The sequence below is a fragment of the Novosphingobium terrae genome (assembly GCF_017163935.1).
Classification (GTDB): domain Bacteria; phylum Pseudomonadota; class Alphaproteobacteria; order Sphingomonadales; family Sphingomonadaceae; genus Novosphingobium; species Novosphingobium terrae.
Genome location: NZ_JABVZR010000002.1, coordinates 511,763 through 528,208, shown reverse-complemented (window position 1 = coordinate 528,208; position 16,446 = coordinate 511,763). Strand labels below are relative to the sequence as shown.

Below are 16,446 nucleotides of genomic sequence, written 5' to 3'. Positions count from 1 at the left end.
CTCCTTAAGAACCCGCGCCCCACCATCCGCCGCAGCGCCTATCCCTGGAGAGCCCGTAAGAGGGCAGCATCATGAACAGCCTTGGCAAGATGGCGCCGTCAATCATGCCTGACGATCCCCCGGAGGAGACTCTGGAGGCCCATCGCCCGACGCTGAAACGCTATTTCCAGCGCCGTATCGATGCGGGCCGCGATGCCGAGGATTATGTGCAGGATGTCTATCTGCGTGTGCTCTCGGCGGAACAGGCGGCGGGGCAAGAGCCTAAAAAAATTCATAATCTGCGCGGATTTCTGCTGCGGGCTGCGTCTAGTGTATGGATAGACCGGCATCGCCGCGCCAAAACCCGTATCGAGCAGGATGCCCAGACGCTGACCGACGACCTTGCCCAGACCCTGACCGACCCCGCCGCCGCCTGCCCCGAACGCACCGCCATCGCGCGCGATGAGCTGCGGGCGCTCTCCGGCGCGATCGAGACTCTGCCGCCTGTGGCGCGCGCCGCCTTTATGCTGGTGCGTGTCGAGGGGCTCAGCCACAAGGAGGCGGCGCGCCAGTTGGGGATTGAGCCCCGGCAGGTGGCCAACCATGTCGAACGCAGCCTCGCCCGGCTGAGCCGCAGCCTGCTGGAGACTTCGGCATGAACGGGGGGAGCATGAGCAGCGATCTTTCCCCTTCGCATGAAGCCCGGATCACCGAAACCGCCGCCGGATGGGTGGCCAGGGCGCGCACCTCAGGCCTGTCAGCGCGCGAAAAGATCGAATTCCTGAGCTGGCTGCGCGAAAGGCCAGAACATGCCGCCGCTGCTGATCTGGCGTCGCAGGCATGGGCCGCAGCGCCTGCCGCGATGGGCGAGGTTGCTGTGCCCCGGCCTGTGCGCAGCAGCGCAGCAGCGCGTCTTTGGCGGCCTCTGGCGGCTGGCGGCATGGCACTGGGTCTGGTGATCGCCGCTACGCTGGGCTGGCGGGCGGGATGCCATGATCTCGATCTGGCGACCGGCGTAGGGCAGCAGCACCTTGCCATGCTGCCCGATGGCTCGCGGCTGTGGCTGGCGCCGCAGACCAGAGCGCAGGTGGCGATCACCCCGCTGGGGCGCGAGGTCCGGCTGGCGCAGGGCGAGGCGGTGTTCGATGTCGTCCATCAATGGCGCCCGTTCCGCGTGACAGCGGGCGATCTGACCGTGGTGGATCGCGGCACGCTGTTTGGTGTGCGCAACCGCCATGCGGGCGAGGTCAGCGTGGTGCTGGCTCATGGCGCGGTCGAGCTGCGCGATACGGCCAGCGACACCCCGCTGCTCAGCCCCCGCCCCGGCGAGCAGGCGCGCCGCGATGCGCAGGGCATGCATATCGCCCCGGTGGATGCGCAAGGGCTGCTGGACTGGCGGCAGGGGCGGCTGGTCTTCGATCATCTGCCGCTGGGCGAGGCACTGGACCGCTTTGCTGAGCAGGGCGCGCCCAGGGTCCGTCTGGCCGATCCCTCGCTGGCCCGGCAGACGGTGAGCGGCGCCTATGACATTGCCGACATCGCCTCCTTTCTGGACGGGCTGACGGCAATCATGCCGGTGCGCGTGGCGCATGAACGTCAGGGATATGTCATCGAACGGCGCTAGGCGACCGGGGATGAGCGCGCGGGCTGGGTTATGGTGGATGGGAGTGGTGCTGGCTGCGCAGGCGAGCAGCGCCATCGCGTCTCCTGTGCCCGTGGCGGAGATCGTGATCCCGCCCCGCCCGCTTGAGGCGGCGCTGATGGAACTCACCCGCCAGAGCGGCAGCAACATCCTGTTTCTGCCGGGCAGCATGGCCGGGTTGACCTCGCGCCCGGTGCGGGCCAAGGGGCTGGCTCAGGCGCTCAGGCAGATGCTGGCGGGGATGCCGGTGCGGGTGCTGCATCAGGCGCATGGCGTGGTGATCGCGCCGGGCCGCATGGCGGCAAAGCCTGCTGCTCCGCATGCGGCTTCGCCGCGCCCACAGGCCGCCCGTCTGGCCCCGCCGCCCGTGGTGATCGTGGTCAGCGCGCGGGACACCGCAACCAGCTTCGGCGCCGAGGCCTTTCACAACACCGCGCCCGATCTTGCCATCCTTTCCCCCGCCGAGCGTGCTACTGACCGCAATCTGGCCGAAGCTTTCGCGCGCTCGCCCGGGGTGCTGGTGCTGGCCACCAATCTTCAGGGCGATCTGGGCGGCATTGACCGGGCGGGGCGCGCCGAGGGCCAGTTTCTCGCCATTCGCGGCCTGAGTGGTGCCTTTGCTGCCGTGCGCGTCGATGGGGTGGATCTGCCGCAGAGCCTGCCTTTCGGGCGCGACGCGGAACTAGGCATGCTCTCCACGCTGGTCTTCGACAAGGCGCGCATCACCCTGACGCCGGGCGCTCAGGAGGCGGGGGATGCGACCTCGGCGCTGGTCGATCTGGCCACGCCCTCCGCCTTTGCCGACCGCCATCCGGGCCTGCGGATCACGCTGGGCGGCGATCTCGACGGGCAGGCCATGGCCTATCGCCAGCCCGCCGCCAGCTGGCAGGCGGGGCTGCGCTATACGCATCGTTTCGGTGAGGCGCAGCAATGGGGGCTGGCGCTGGGCGTCACGGCCTCGCGCCGGGTCTTCGCCACCAGCGAGCAGACCTATCAGCAGGGCACGGTCGAGCTGAAGCAGGTCAACGCCGCCGGAACCACGCCCGCCGGGATCGACCCTGCCAGCAATCTTTTGCTGACCGGCCTCAATCTGGAGTTCACGCGGGGCAGCACCTTCAGTCTGGCCGGGCATGGCGCGCTGGAATGGCATGGCGACAAGCTGCAGGCGGGGTTGCGCGTGCTGCATGCCGTCAGCCGCACGCGTCAGGATATCTATCAGCTGGGTCTTCAAGGCGGTAACTCCGCCGAGGATGAAACGCTGACCAGTCTGGGCGGTGGCATCAGCCAGATTGCCAGCAGCACCGCGCGGGCACATTACTGGTATGAAACCAACCCCGAAAACAGCCGTCTGACCATGGTGCAGGCCCGCATCGGCAGTCCGGAAGGCCTTAAGGCGCCGCTCGCATGGCAGGCGCGACTGGCCTTCACACGGGGCGTCACCGCGAGGCCCGATCATATCGAAACCTCCTTCTGGGGCGAAAGCGCGACGCTTCTTTCGCAGGGCACCGCCTTCACGGACGGCGGCGGTTATCCGCAACCCGCACTGAGTGCTGCTGACAGGGCGTTGATCGGCAATGCCCTGTCCTACCCCATCCACCTTCAGGCCGAGCGCCGGGACGAGGAAGGCCGCGACCGCCACTGGAGCCTTGACAGCAGGCTGGGCTGGAAGCCGGAACATGGCGCACTGGCCTTGCTGGAAACGGGCCTGCGGCTGGATCTGGCGAAACGCAGCTGGCGGCAGATCGACGTCACCTATTCCAACCTTTTCCCCAGCGGCACCACGCTGGCGCAGAGCGGCCTGGTCGATGGCAGCATCGCGGCGATCCTGCCGGGGGTCTATGATGTCGGGCTGCCGCTGGTGTCGGGCAACCGGCTGGCCGCTTTGATCGCCAAGGCCACGCCCGATGCGCTGACGCTCGATGAGGCCAATGCCCAGACGCTGGACGGGCGCGAAGCCAGAGCCGCCGGTTTTCTGCGCGCCGTGCTGGGGCGAGGCGCCTTCACCCTGCAACCCGGCCTGCGGCTGGAAAGCAGCGCGATGGACACCACCTATTGGCTGGCGGGCAATCAGGGCGTGCCCGCAGGTGGCATCGCCTATGGCTGGAACCACGGCCATGCGCGTTTTCTGGCGCTGCTGCCCAGCCTGTATCTCGACTGGCGCGATGGCCCTTGGCAGGCGCGCGCGGGCCTGTGGACCAGCACCACCCGCCCCGCTGTCAGTCAGCTTTCGGGCGCGGCCAGCCTGACGACGCAGGCCGATGGCTCGCTGCTGCTGACTCAGGGCAATCCCGATCTCAAGGCGATGCATGCCACCAATCTCGACCTGTCCGGCGCATGGCACAGCGCAGGCGGCGCGCGGCTGCATGGCGCGCTCTTCGCCAAATGGCTGACGCATTACATCTATGATGCCGGGGCCGATTACGCCAATGCCGCTATGGTCAGCGAGAATGGCCTGCTGATCAGCCAGCCCGTCAATGGCGGCACGGCGCGGGTGCTGGGGGCGGAAGTCTCGGCCAGCCTGCCGCTTGGGCTGCTGGGGCACGCCCTGCAAGGCTGGACGCTTGGTACAACCGCCACGGCGCTGGATGGCAGGGTGCGTTTGAACAATCCGCTGCTCGATCCTGTCGAGCATCTGCAGGATGCGCCGCCCTACAATGTCTCGGTGGAGCTGGGCTGGGCGCGGGGGGCGTGGTCGGCGCGGATCGCGGGGCGCTGGACCGGGGCTTTTCTGCAGCAATATGGACTGTTCGGCACATCGCTGTCGGATCATTCGCGGCTGGATGGCAGCGCTTTCGACATCTGGGTGAGGCCCTCGCGGCAGATCGACCTCGATATCGGCCACAAGCTGGGTGAGCGCGGTGAGATCCGGTTGTTTGTCCGCAATCTGCTGGCTGATTTCGCATGGCGCAGCACCATGGGGCTGGCCAGCTATGCCGTGCCTCAGACCATCAGCGGCGGGCGGCAAGTTGGGGTGAGGGCCGATTATGCGTTCTAGGCTGGCATGGATTTTGGGCCTTGCTCTGGGGTGTGGTGGCAGCACGGCGTTGGCTCAGCCTGTCTCCGTCAATCGGGATATGGCGCGGATGGCCGAAGGCTCGCCCCTTTATCGCCATGCGCGTCAGGCGGTGGAGCGCAATACCGCGGCGCTTGCCGATCCCGTTCTGGTCCGCGAAACCCGCGAGGCACTGCTTGAGCCGGGTGCCTGCATCCATCATCGCATCGGGCTGGGCGCGCAGGAGGAGGACGCCATCGTCACCCGGCTCAAGGCTTCGGGCTTTTTGCCTCAGACTGTGTCGATGGAGGCGGCGCGTGGCGGCCTGTTCCCCGGCGTGGCTGGCGAGGGCGGGGCCTGTCCGCATCTGCTCTGGCCGGTGCTGACGGCGGCGGGCGGGAACAGCCATTCGCATCACAGCTGGCCGGGCGGGCTGGCGGAGCATATTGCAGGCAATCTGGCGCGCGGTGCCCGGCTGGCTCGGGCCTATCCGCGAGCGGACAGCGACGGCTGGCGTGCCGCGATCCTGTGGCATGACTGGGCCAAGGCGCTGGTCCTCCCTTGGCAGGCCGATGGCATGACCCGCCCCGAGCTGACGGTGGCGGGCACGGGCGCACATCATATCCTTGGGCTGGCTGAAGCGATGCGTGCGGGTCTGCCCGCAAGGCAGATTGCCGATCAGGCCTGTGCCCATGCCTTGCCGGGCGCTGACGGTCAGCCGGTGAGGGGCTGGTTGCAGGCTGCCGCGATCATTGCCGGAAGGCCCGCCACAGCGGTGCCGGTGCCCGCTTTGACGCCTGCTTGCCGGATCAATTTTGCGGCGGATCAGGGGTGGGTACAGGACGATGCAGCGCTGCTGCGCGCCGAGCGAAGGTTGCGCCGCGCAAGGCGGTCTCAAAGGTCCGGGGTGTGGATCAGGAATGCGGTTCTGGCCTGTTGGGGCACAGCTTTTCCCGCTTCCGCGGCTGGAGGGCTGAAAGCGATGCGGTGTGGCAGGCCGAGGATGTGAAGTCGCTTTTCTGACGATGCGGGCTGGCCCGGTTGGGGGTGAGCAAGTGCTTCGGGGTTGAGCGCGCACTTGCTCATGCGTTTGGTTTATGCCCGAGGGTGCTGGCCGCAATGCCGGTCAGGTGACACTGCGCGATCCTTGCTCGCTACCATGGACGGTTGTGCTGGCGGTGGCTTCACCGAGATGATGTTTGCCATCGATGGTCTCGGCCTTTCAGATCCATATACTATTATTCATATGCTATGAGTCATCCAGCTGAAGGTGGGCTTCTTCGATTGATTGCTGGATAAAATTATACTGATGAATGCGGGCACCCATCATGCCTTCCAAGGCGTGGATGATGGGTTGGATTTTATATCATAACGCACTTTATCAAGCTGAATATGAATGTTGTCGGGGCTGCGCGAAGTCGGCCCCCTGCTCCCCAGATGCCGGAAGCCTTCTCAACCAGTCGGCGCTTTGATGTCCATGATGCCATAAAAATACAGTATACGATATTTGACCTTCTGCCTCATTCGTGCTGAACTGCGCTCAGGACAACAAATGAGGGGCAAGTATGACATCCACCATGTGCAACCTGCTGGGGAGGGCGGCGATCGGCGCTCTGGCCATCGGCCTGTTCTCAGCCAACGCTCATGCCGCTGAGGGCAACGACGCTCCGCTCGTCGCTCCATCATCCGGCGGGGCGGTATCGGCCTCGCATGAGGACGGCGGCGAGATCGTCGTGACCGGCACGCGCATCAAGCGCCATGATCTCACCAGCAACAGCCCGCTGAGCACCGTAAGCGCGCAGGAAATCCAGTATCAGGGCGCCACCAACGCCGAAGCGGTGCTGAACCGGATGCCGCAATTCACTGCCGACGCCAATGAGAACGTCTCGAACGGCTCGGATGGCACCTCCAACGTCAATCTTCGCAATCTCGGGTCGGGCCGTGTGCTGGTGCTGATGAACGGCCAGCGCATGCTGCCCACGCAGGCCATGGACATCAATTTCGTGCCGTCCTCGCTGATCGAGCGGATCGATGTGGTGACCGGCGGCGCTTCGGCGGTCTATGGTTCGGATGCCATCTCGGGCGTGGTCAATTTCATTCTGCGTGACAAGCTTGAGGGCTTCCGCTTCGACGCGCAGGGCGGCTTTGCCCAGCACAACAATGGCAACACCTATCTGCGCGGCCTGCAGGAACAGCGCGGTTTTGCCACCGCGCCCCTCTCGGTTGCCGATGGCGGCAAGGAGGATGTGAACGGTGCCTATGGCCGCAGCTTTGCCGATGGGCGCGGTCATATCACGATCTATGGCGGCTATCGGCATACCGCGCCGGTGCTGCAATCCACGCGCGATTATTCGGCCTGCGCGCTCAGTCAGCTCGACAGCGCGGGCACGGGCCTGTCATGCGACGGTTCGTCGAACACCACCTATGGCACCTTCGCGCCGCTTGAAGGCCCCAGCGCCAATGTGGGCTATCTGACCAATGCCAGGGATGGTTCGAAGACATGGGTGCCTTACAACAGCTCCTATTCCTATAATTACGCGCCCACCAGCTATATCCAGCGGCAGGATACGCGCTACACCGCCGGCACCTTCCTTGAATTCAAGGCGTCCGATGCCTTGACCGCCTATGGCAGCTTCATGTTCATGAAGGATCACACCTTCTCTCAGGTGGCGCCGTCGGCACTGTTCCTGGGATCGACCTTCTCGATTCCCTGCAACAATCCCTTGATGAGCGCTTCGCAGGCGCAGATGCTGTGCGGTTCGGATGCAGGCACGTCGGCCAGCAAGGATACGCTGATCGGTTATCGCCTCAACAATGATTTCTCGCGGCGCGATGATCTCAACCATCAGGACTATCGCTACAACATCGGTTTTCGCGGCGATATTGGTCATGGCTTCAGCTATGACGTCAATTACATGTATTCGCTGGTGCGCTATCACGAAACCTATCTCAACAACGTCGACAATGTGAAGGCCCAGCGTGCCCTCGATGCAGTCAATGTGAATGGTACGGTTACCTGCCAGTCGGTGGTGGACGGCACCGATCCGGCCTGCGTGCCGATCGACATCTTCAAGGCTGACGGCATCACCTCGCAGCAGGCGCAATATCTCTTCAGTCCCAGCAACACCTGGAGCCGCAACAGCCTGAGCGTGGTCAATGCCGCCATCAACGGCGATCTGGGCACCTTCGGCATCACCAGCCCCTGGGCCAACCATGGCGTGGCGCTGGTGCTGGGCATGGAGCATCGCAAGGAAACGCTGCTGTTTCAGGGCGATGAGGTGGCCATCCAGAACGGCACCAGCAATTCCGATGGCCAGATCGCCGTCTGGGAAGGCTTTGGCGAGATCGAGGTGCCGATCCTGCAGGACAAGCCCTTCGCCAAGACGCTGACCATCAATGGCGGCCTGCGCTATTCCTCCTATGCCAACAACCAGCCCTCCACGGGGACTCAGACGGCCTATCAGGCCTGGACCTACAAGGGCGAGCTGGCCTGGGCGCCGGTGAATGATCTGCGCCTGCGCGCCAGCTACAACCGGGCCATTCGCGCGCCCAACATCGGCGAATTGTTCGCCGCGCGTCAGGTGGGCAATGTGGCGCTGGACGATCCTTGCGCGGGCTCATCACCGGCTGCCACGGCGGCCCAATGCGCCCGTACCGGTGTGACGCAGGCCCAGTATGGCACGATCATCCAGTGCCCTTCGGACACCTGTTCATCCTTGGGCGGCGGCAATCCCGCGCTCAAGCCCGAAACCGCCGATACGGTGACTCTGGGCATGGTGCTGACCCCGCGCCAGATCCGCAATTTCTCCTTCTCCATCGATTATTACCACATCAAGGTGAAGGACTATATTTCCTCCTTCGATCCTTCGCTGATCGCCTCGCAATGCATCAGCACCGGCGACCCCTTCTATTGCGGCCTGTTCCATCGCGATCCGCGGTCGGGGGCGATCTTCGGCAGCAATGCGGCGGGCGGCTATCTGATCGCCACCACGCTTAACACGGGCTATCTCAAGACCGACGGCATCGACTTCAACGCCGATTACACGCGCGCTCTGGGACGCTTCGGCAAGCTGAACGTCAATGGCATGGGCACCTTGCTGCTCAGCCAGGAAGCGCAGCCTTTGCCGGGTCTGGGCAGCTATGACTGCAAGGGCTATTACGGCTATTCCTGCGGCCAGCCCAACCCGAGCTGGCGCCATGTGGCGCGCTTCACCTGGACGGCGCCGCGTGATAGCGGTTCGGTGTCGCTGTCATGGCGCCATTATGCGGGCACCACCCTGTCGAGCCTGTCCTCGAACGAAGCGCTGAGCGCCAATGGCACCAGCATCATCAATGCGAAGATCCCGGCCTATGACTATTTCGATCTATCGGCCACGCTGAAGATCGCCAAGGCGGTCAATCTGCGGGCCGGGGTGAACAATCTGTTCGACCGCGATCCTCCCGCCATCGCGGCAGGCATCCTGAGCGCCTTCGGCAATGGCAACACCTATCCGGGTGTTTATGACCCGCTGGGTCGCACGCTGTTCCTTGGGGCGACGCTGGCCTTCTGACCGGCCTTTCTCCTCCCCGGGCGTCTGTCTCGGGGAGGGTTATACTCAAGCCTCGATGCCAAAAAGAAAAGCCGGGCTTTGGGCCCGGCTTTTCCATTCAAACAGGACAGATCGGCTCCGCACAGGCCTCAACCTGCGCGGAGCGCGCGTTCAGCGCTTGCCGCTTTCCTCTGCGATATAGGCATCGATGCATTGATCCAGCACGGTCAGCGGCATGGCGCCGGGCAACAGACCCGCATCATGGAACTTGCGGATGTCAAAGCGGGCGCCAAGCGCGGTCTTCGCCTTCTCGCGCAGGCGCAGCCAGTCCAGCTTGCCCAGCATATAGCTGCAGGCCTGACCCGGCCAGATGCAGTAACGCTCGACCTCGGTGGTGGCCATGGTCTCCGGATCGCCGATGGTGTCGGTGAAGAAAGCGATGGCCTTCTCGCGGCTCCAACCCATGGCGTGCATGCCGCTGTCCACCACCAGACGCACCGCGCGGAACATGGCATCATGCAGCTGGCCGACATGGCCCAGCGGGTCGTCGGCATAGGCGCCCATCTCGACAGCCAGCTCCTCGGCATAAAGCGCCCAGCCTTCGCCATAGCCGGAGAAGAACTGCACCTTGCGGATGTCGGGCAGGCCCGCTTCCAGCGCCAGCGTGCCTTGCAGATGGTGGCCGGGGATGCCCTCGTGATAGGTCAGCGTGGGCAGGGTCCAGCGCGGCACTTCGGAGGTATCGCGCAGGTTGATGTAATAGGCGCCGGGGCGCGTGCCATCGAGCGAGCCGCTCTGGTAATAGCCGCCCGGGGCGCCGGCCTCGGTGGCCTTGGGCACGCGGCGGATGGTCAGCGGCGTCTTGGGCAGGGTGCCGAACCATTCGGGCAGGCGGGCCTGCATCTTGACGACCAGCTTGTTGAGGTCGGCGATCAGCGCTTCCTTGCCCGGATCGGTGTTGGGATAGCGGTACTGCGGATCGTCATAGAGCTTGCGCAGCCGCTGGCCGACGCTGCCCTGCGACAGGCCCTGAGCCGACAGGATGGCGTCGATCTGGGCGCTCTGCTTCTCGATCAGCTCCAGCCCGGTGCGGTGGATTTCTTCGGGGCCCATGGTGCTGGTGGTGTAGGAGAGCAGCATGGTGCGGTAGATTTCCGCACCCTTGGGCAGACGCGCCACGCCTGCCGTATGGACGGCCTTGGGTTGCAGGCTTTCCAGCAGAGCGATCTGGCGGCCCAGCGCGGGCTGCACGCGGCTGGTGTAAATGGTTCCGGCGCGGGCCTGCCAATCCCCGGCGATGCCCTTGGCCGCCGTGCGCCGCACCAGCGACTGCACCAGATTGGCCTGATCGGCCGGAGCATCATGCAGCACCTTGAGCTGGATCAGCGCCTTGACCAGAATGAAATCGGGCGGGATCACCCCCAGCGCCACGTCATGGCGCACCTGCTCGCTTTCCTGATCGAGCGCGGTGGCAAAACCATCCAGTCGCGCCAGATAGGCCTTGGCGTCCTCGGCAGTCTCGATGGTGTGCTGGCTGTCGAGGAAGTCGGGCACCTGCTGGTAGCAGCCGGTCAGCTGGGTGACGGCATAGGGCGTGCCGACGGTGGCGAAATTGCGATAGATATCGTCCTGTACCTGCGTGGAGAACAGCACGCTGGCGTGGTTCCAGCGGTTGAGCCCGGTCAGCTTGGCCACATCGATGCGGTGCAGCGCGGCCAGCCATGCGGCGGTCTGCTTCTTGTCGCTTTGCCAGGCGGCCAGCGAGCGGTCATCCAACTTGCTCTTGGCCGCCAGCCTTGGGCCCTTGTCCAGCCCCAGCGTGGTGACCGTCTCGGGCGAGCGGTCGAGCGCCTGCTTCATCATGGCATCGAAGAGGGCAGCCAGCCGCTGGTCTTCCGCGCTGGTGGTGACGGTCTGGGCGCGGGCGGTGCCCAGGCGGGTCAGCATGGCCAGCGCCGAAGCGGCGGCGCCCGATTGCATCATGTCTCGACGGTTCATTGTGCATCCATTCCCGGTTGGGGCGGGGGCCCCGAATAGCTTAATATCTTTCCTGTTTCAGGGCCCCGGTCAACGTATCAGGCGAACTTATCTGGTGAGATGCAGCACGGTCGGTGCTGCGCCCAGCGCCACGGTGTAGCCGCCCCGCTCCAACTGGCCGGGGGCGGTGTAAGGCGCGGCCCCCGGCGCGGTGCTCTCGATGAACACCCGGGCAGCCTTGTCCTCCGGCGTCACCGGGTCGAGGGTGAGGGTGATCGCACCATCGGCGGGCGTATAGCGGGCGCTGGCGATGCGCCCGGCCTCCAGCGTGATCCACAGGCCGGCGGGGGCGATAAACAGGCGTCTGCGCGCACCATCTTTGGGGGTGATGGTGACGGCGCCATCCTCTCGCTTCAGATCGCCGCCGAAGGACAGCCAGCCGAAGGTCGGGTCCTTCACCAGATAGGTGCCCGCCGCGATGGCATGGCCGTAAAAGCCCATGCCATAGTCGCCCGTCAGCGCATCCCAGCGCATCATGTCGGGCCAGCTGTGGAAGGCCGCCGAGCCGAAGCCCTGCTGGTCGATGTTGGTGATGCCGCCCATCATGCCGCCATAGGCCACGCGCAGCAGATGCAGATCGCCCGGGTGGCGCCGATAGGCGTCAAACAGCGGCACGGCATTGAGCGCCGAGCCGTAATGATGGATCTGCCGCTCGATGCGCGAGACCTTGCCGCCATAGAGGAAGTCCCAATAGCGCCGCGCATTGCCGTTATAGCCCCAGCTGGGGATGGCGGGATCATAGCCGAGGATCACCTCGCTGGTTTCCTCCGCCTGCTTGTCATAGCCGAAGTAGCGCATCCAGGCGTAGACTTCGGGCTGGCCCGTGGAATCCCACGCCATCTCGCTGCCGAAGGGATATTTCAGGCTGCGCCAATGGTCGGCGCGTTCCTTCATCAGGCGTTCCATCTCGGTCGCCTCGGTGGTCATGCCCTCGCGCTTCAGGTCTTTCAGGATATCGAGGAAGACATCGCCCTCCATCTGGCCGAATTGCGCGTAATAAGGCGCGTCGCGCATCATGGCGGTGGCGGTGCGGTAGGCCCGATCGAGGTAGAAACGCCAGTCATGCTGTTTGACCAGCCCGCTGTTGTTGCGCGCCAGACGGTAAAGCACCCAGTGCCCGATCGCCACATGGGGATAGTTGTAGGAGCGCCCGATGTCCTCGGAATCCTTCTTCGACCATGAGGTCCAGCTGCGCCAGTCGATCTTCGGATCGTAATAATCGGGGAAGTCCTTGGGGTCGTAATAGAACAGGCTCTTGCGCACGGCGCCGGCATGCTCGCCTTCTGCCACCTGCAGATGGCCCAGCACGGTTTCATTGACCAGCCGCTCCAGCTTGGCCACTTCCTCCGGGTTCGGATTGTCGAGCTGCTTGACCATGGCGGCCACCCAGCTGCCCGCGCCGCCCTCATCGCTCATCCCCGCCACCCAGACGCGGCTGTCTTGCGTGAGGAGATGGTTTTCCTCGCGGTCATAGGTCAGGATCGCGGGGGAGCGGTGGAAGGGATCGCCCTTGCCCTCGAACCACTGGCTGGTGGTGGCGAAATGGCCCAGATCGGCGGCTACCTGATCCAGAGGCTTGGTGATGTCATAGCTGATCGTCTGCACCTGCCCATCGGCATAGGTGACCGACAGGCGCGCTGGCCCCCAACCCTGCGCGCGCATGGCATAGCGGGCCCAGCCTTTGCCGGTGCCATCGGGTGTGACGGTCAGGGCGCCTGCCGGGCTGGCGGCGAAGCTCCTGACCGGGCTGGGCGATTTCAGGAACAGGCTGGCGGTCTGGTCGGTGGGCAGCACATAGCCGGGGATGCCAACGGCCACCGGGCGGCCATGCGCGGCCAGCGTGCCCTCAATGCCGCGGATGGAGGGCGAGAGCGCGAAACGTAGGCCGAAGCTGCGGCTCTGGCCGGGGCTCAGCGTGATGCTGGTGGGCACGTTCCACTGCTCGCCCGCCTTGGTCCATTCCTTTTCGGCAAAGCCTTTGCTGGCGACGGTCCAGTCATAGAAGCCCTCGCTGACCTGTGTGCGTGGGCTCTTTTCGGTGAAGATATCCTCGCCGCTGTGGCGTCCTTCCTGCATCAGCGGCTTGTAGGCCTCCAGCGGGGTGCCCTTCTCGGGCATGACCACCAGAGCAGGGCCCGCACCGTTCAGCCGCGTGACCTGCAGATAGCCCGCATCGCGCCCGATATAGGGATCGACGAAACTGGCCTGGCTGTGCGCCTGATCCAGATCGCGGTCGAGGATGATGTTGTCGAACACCATGGGCATGCCCAGCGCGCCGATCTCCACCGGCGCCTTGCCGGTGTTGGTGAGCGTGAAGCGCAGGGCCAGCGTGCCTTTCTCAACCGCCCAGCGGCGCTCCACCTTCAGCGGCAGGCCCGCGCCCAGCGTGGCGGAGATATCGGCGGCGGCCAGTTCGCCTGCGCGCGTGGGCAGCGGGGTGATCGGTTTGCGCTGATGCTGGCTGGCGAAATCCTGCCATGGGCCGCCTTCCTGCCTCAGCCGCAGATGAAGGTCGCCGATATGGTTGAAGCCATCGCCCGCGCGCTCGGCCTCACGCCCGCCAGGGACGAAATCGAAACCGGCCTCGCCATCCGGGGAGAGCCGCGCCAGCGTCTGCGTATCGCTGCGCAGTGCCAGTGTGAAGCCGCCTGCATGGATCACGCGCGTCGCGATGGGCGGATAGACCTTGGCGGCAGGCTTGGGCGCGTCCTCATCGGCATGAACCATCGGGGCAAGCGTGACCAGCAGGGCCAGTAGCGGCAGGTTGCGCAAGAAGGGCATCATGAATGGCTCGCGGTTGGCGTGTAGGGCAGGGCGGGCGGCGTTTCGCCCAGCAGGTTCAGCGTGAAATAATCGAGGAATTTCTTCCAGTAATAAGGCTGGTAGACGGCATGGCGGGTGTTGGGCAGCACCACCATGTCCACATCCTTTCCGGCATCGATCAGTGCCTTTTCCAGCCGGAAACTGGCGGTGATTGGCACATTGTCGTCAATATCGCCATGGACCAGCAGCAGCTTGCCCTTGAGGTTCCCCGCCACTGACAGGTTGGATTTGCGCTCCCACGTCGCATCGTCGGCCAGCCCCATGGAGACCTCTGGCCACCATGCCTTGTCCAGCCGCAATTCGTGATTGCCTGAGGATGCGATGCCCACCTTGAAGAACTCCGGCCGGCGCAGCATGAAGCGCGCCGCATCATAGCCCCCCGCCGAGCCGCCATAGACGCCCACGCGGCTGGTATCGATATAGGGATAGCGCGCCGCCATCTGGCGGATCAGCGCGATATGATCGTCCAGCCCCACCTCGCCCAGATTCTGGAAGGCGGGCAGGCGGAAGGCTTGCCCGCGCCGCGATGTGCCGCGCCCGTCGATCATCACCACGATCGCGCCCAGCTGAGCCAGAGCATTGCCCGACACGCGATGCGCATCGGCAAAGCTGGCGGGGACGTCGGTGGTGGTGGGGCCGGTGTAGACATTGTCGATCACCGGATAATGCAGCGCAGGGTCCAGATGCGCCGGGCGCAGGATCATGCCCTGAATGGGCGTTTTGCCGTCTGCCGCCACGCCCTGAAACAGCTCCGGATCGGCGTAACCGGCGGCTTTCCATGCGCTGTCGTCGGCGGTGCCCAGCTCGCGCAGGATGGCGCCGGTCTTGCCGTCGCGCAGCACGGTGCGCGTGGGGGTGGCGGGGCTGGACATGGCGTCCACGATCCAGCGCCCGTCCTCCGAGACGCTGGCATCATGGTCGAGCGGTTCGGGGGTGAGTTCCAGCGGCGCGCTGCCGTCCAGCGTCACGCGGTAGAGCGAGCGCCAATAGGGGTTGCGACTGGCCTCGCGCCCCACGCCGGTCACGATCAGATCATGGCCATCCGGCGCGATGTGATCGACCGAAAGCACCTCCCAATTGCCCCTGGTCAGCGGCGTGCCGGCCTTTGGCGCATCGGGGCGCACCAGATAGAGCTGCGCCCAGCCGGACCTTTCGGAAATGGCCAGCTCGCCATGAAGCTGGGGGGCCGGGATCAGCGCCGAGGAGGTCACCGTGACCACCGGCGTAACGGCATCCTCGGCCAGCACCGTGGTGGCGCCGGTTTCGGGATCGGCCGCGTACACCACCTGTCGGCCATAGCCGCGCTCGGTCCAGGTCATGCGCGGGCGGCCAGCTTCCCAGCCCAGATCGGGCGCGGCGGGATAGAGCAGCGCCTCGGCAGGCATATCGATGGGGACGATACGTGCCTTGCCCTTCTTCATGGCAGCCTCCACATCCACCACCATGCGCCGGGCCAGCGGCAGCATCTTCGCCCCGGCCAACGGGTAGATGTAGTGGAATGTATGCGGCGTGAAGCTGCCCACCGGGCTCTGCTGGGTGATGGAGAGCGGTTCGACGCCGCGCGTATCCAGACGCCAGCTGAGCAGATAGCGGCTGTCTGGCGACCATTGCGCCGAGACGGGCAGCGCGGGCTCCTCGGTGTTCTGCTTGATGATGTCCATCAGGGGGGCGATCTCGCGCCCATAGGGTTCCTCACGCGTGCCATCGGTGGTCAGCGGCACTTCGTGGCCGGACTGCACGTCCACGGCATAGAGGTTGTAATGCCGGTAGACGACGCGCCAGCGTCCATCGGGTGAGAGCAGGCCCTGCGCCGGATCGGGTTCTGCGTGCTGGGCGGCGCTGACGGTCTTGCCGTCATATTGCCAGCTCTTGTCCATCGCCTTGAAGGTGAGCAGACCGGCGTGAGCGTCGAAATCGGCATCCTCGATGCGCAGCTTTTCGGGGGGCAGCGCGGGGTTCCCGGCTTGCGCGAAAGCGCGGGCCAGATCGGCCTGATTGGCGATCTCGCGCTCCTGCTGCGTGGTCAGGTCGAGATAGAGATAGCGGCGGCTGGCGAGCCCGCCCTTGCGATAGAGCAGCCCTGCGCCGTCATGGGTGAAGGAGGGCGACAGATTGGCATCGATCAACAGGGAGCCCGCGCCCTCGTTCAACAGATGCAGCGCCGTGCCATAGCGCAGCGCGAGCGGCGGCAGCACCGGAGCGGGCAAGACCGCCGGCGTGGCGGCGCGCGGCATGGCGTGCGGGCGGCTGTGGCGGGGGGTGGCCGCATCGACGGAAGGGGCACTCAGCCCCCCGGCCAGAACCAGGGCGAGCGTTGCGGACAAGGCGAGGGAAGAGGGCTTTCGCAAGGGTTTTGATCCCGGTCGATGGCGATGTGGAATGGCGTGGATGATGAGGGTTTGCGGGTAAGGCTGTCAACAATGTTATACGATATTTTCTTGTTG

The 16,446-nt window shown here is 65.2% G+C and carries 8 protein-coding genes; 5 read left to right on the top strand and 3 right to left on the bottom strand.

All coding sequences use genetic code 11. From position 1 onward, the window contains the following. Positions 1-104 precede the first annotated feature (104 nt). The 5 genes from HGK27_RS20865 (at position 105) to HGK27_RS20845 (ending at position 9,163) form a co-directional block, all read left to right on the top strand. The gene (locus HGK27_RS20865; protein ID WP_206244750.1) at positions 105-638 is read left to right on the top strand and encodes an RNA polymerase sigma factor; all 534 of its coding nucleotides are present in this window, start codon (positions 105-107) and stop codon (positions 636-638) included. 11 nt (positions 639-649) lie between these two features. Beyond that, positions 650-1,603, top strand: coding sequence for a FecR family protein (locus HGK27_RS20860; RefSeq protein ID WP_206244749.1), 954 nt, complete (start codon positions 650-652; stop codon positions 1,601-1,603). A 10-nt stretch (positions 1,604-1,613) separates the two neighbouring features. Beyond that, complete coding sequence (locus tag HGK27_RS20855) at positions 1,614-4,616, top strand: outer membrane beta-barrel protein (RefSeq protein WP_206244748.1); 3,003 nt, start codon at positions 1,614-1,616, stop codon at positions 4,614-4,616. Further along, positions 4,606-5,622 carry a hypothetical protein gene (locus HGK27_RS20850; RefSeq protein WP_206244747.1) on the top strand — a complete coding sequence of 339 codons (1,017 nt, stop codon included), beginning with the start codon at positions 4,606-4,608 and terminating at the stop codon, positions 5,620-5,622. The genes HGK27_RS20855 and HGK27_RS20850 overlap by 11 nt, the downstream gene beginning before the upstream one ends. Positions 5,623-6,178: 556 nt before the next feature. Then, positions 6,179-9,163 carry a TonB-dependent receptor gene (locus tag HGK27_RS20845; RefSeq protein ID WP_241127691.1) on the top strand — a complete coding sequence of 995 codons (2,985 nt, stop codon included), beginning with the start codon at positions 6,179-6,181 and terminating at the stop codon, positions 9,161-9,163. 150 nt (positions 9,164-9,313) lie between these two features. Here the strand turns inward: HGK27_RS20845 and HGK27_RS20840 are convergent, their stop codons facing one another. From HGK27_RS20840 to HGK27_RS20830, 3 genes are all read right to left on the bottom strand, one after another. Further along, positions 9,314-11,140 carry a DUF885 domain-containing protein gene (locus HGK27_RS20840; protein WP_206244746.1) on the bottom strand — a complete coding sequence of 609 codons (1,827 nt, stop codon included), beginning with the start codon at positions 11,138-11,140 and terminating at the stop codon, positions 9,314-9,316. Between the two features lie 87 nt (positions 11,141-11,227). Further along, positions 11,228-13,960, bottom strand: a complete 2,733-nt coding sequence (locus tag HGK27_RS20835; RefSeq protein ID WP_206245460.1) for a DUF5695 domain-containing protein — start codon at positions 13,958-13,960, stop codon at positions 11,228-11,230. After that, positions 13,960-16,350: a S9 family peptidase gene (locus HGK27_RS20830; protein WP_206244745.1), complete on the bottom strand. Its 2,391-nt coding sequence runs from the start codon at positions 16,348-16,350 to the stop codon at positions 13,960-13,962. The genes HGK27_RS20835 and HGK27_RS20830 overlap by 1 nt, the downstream gene beginning before the upstream one ends. Positions 16,351-16,446: the final 96 nt, after the last annotated feature.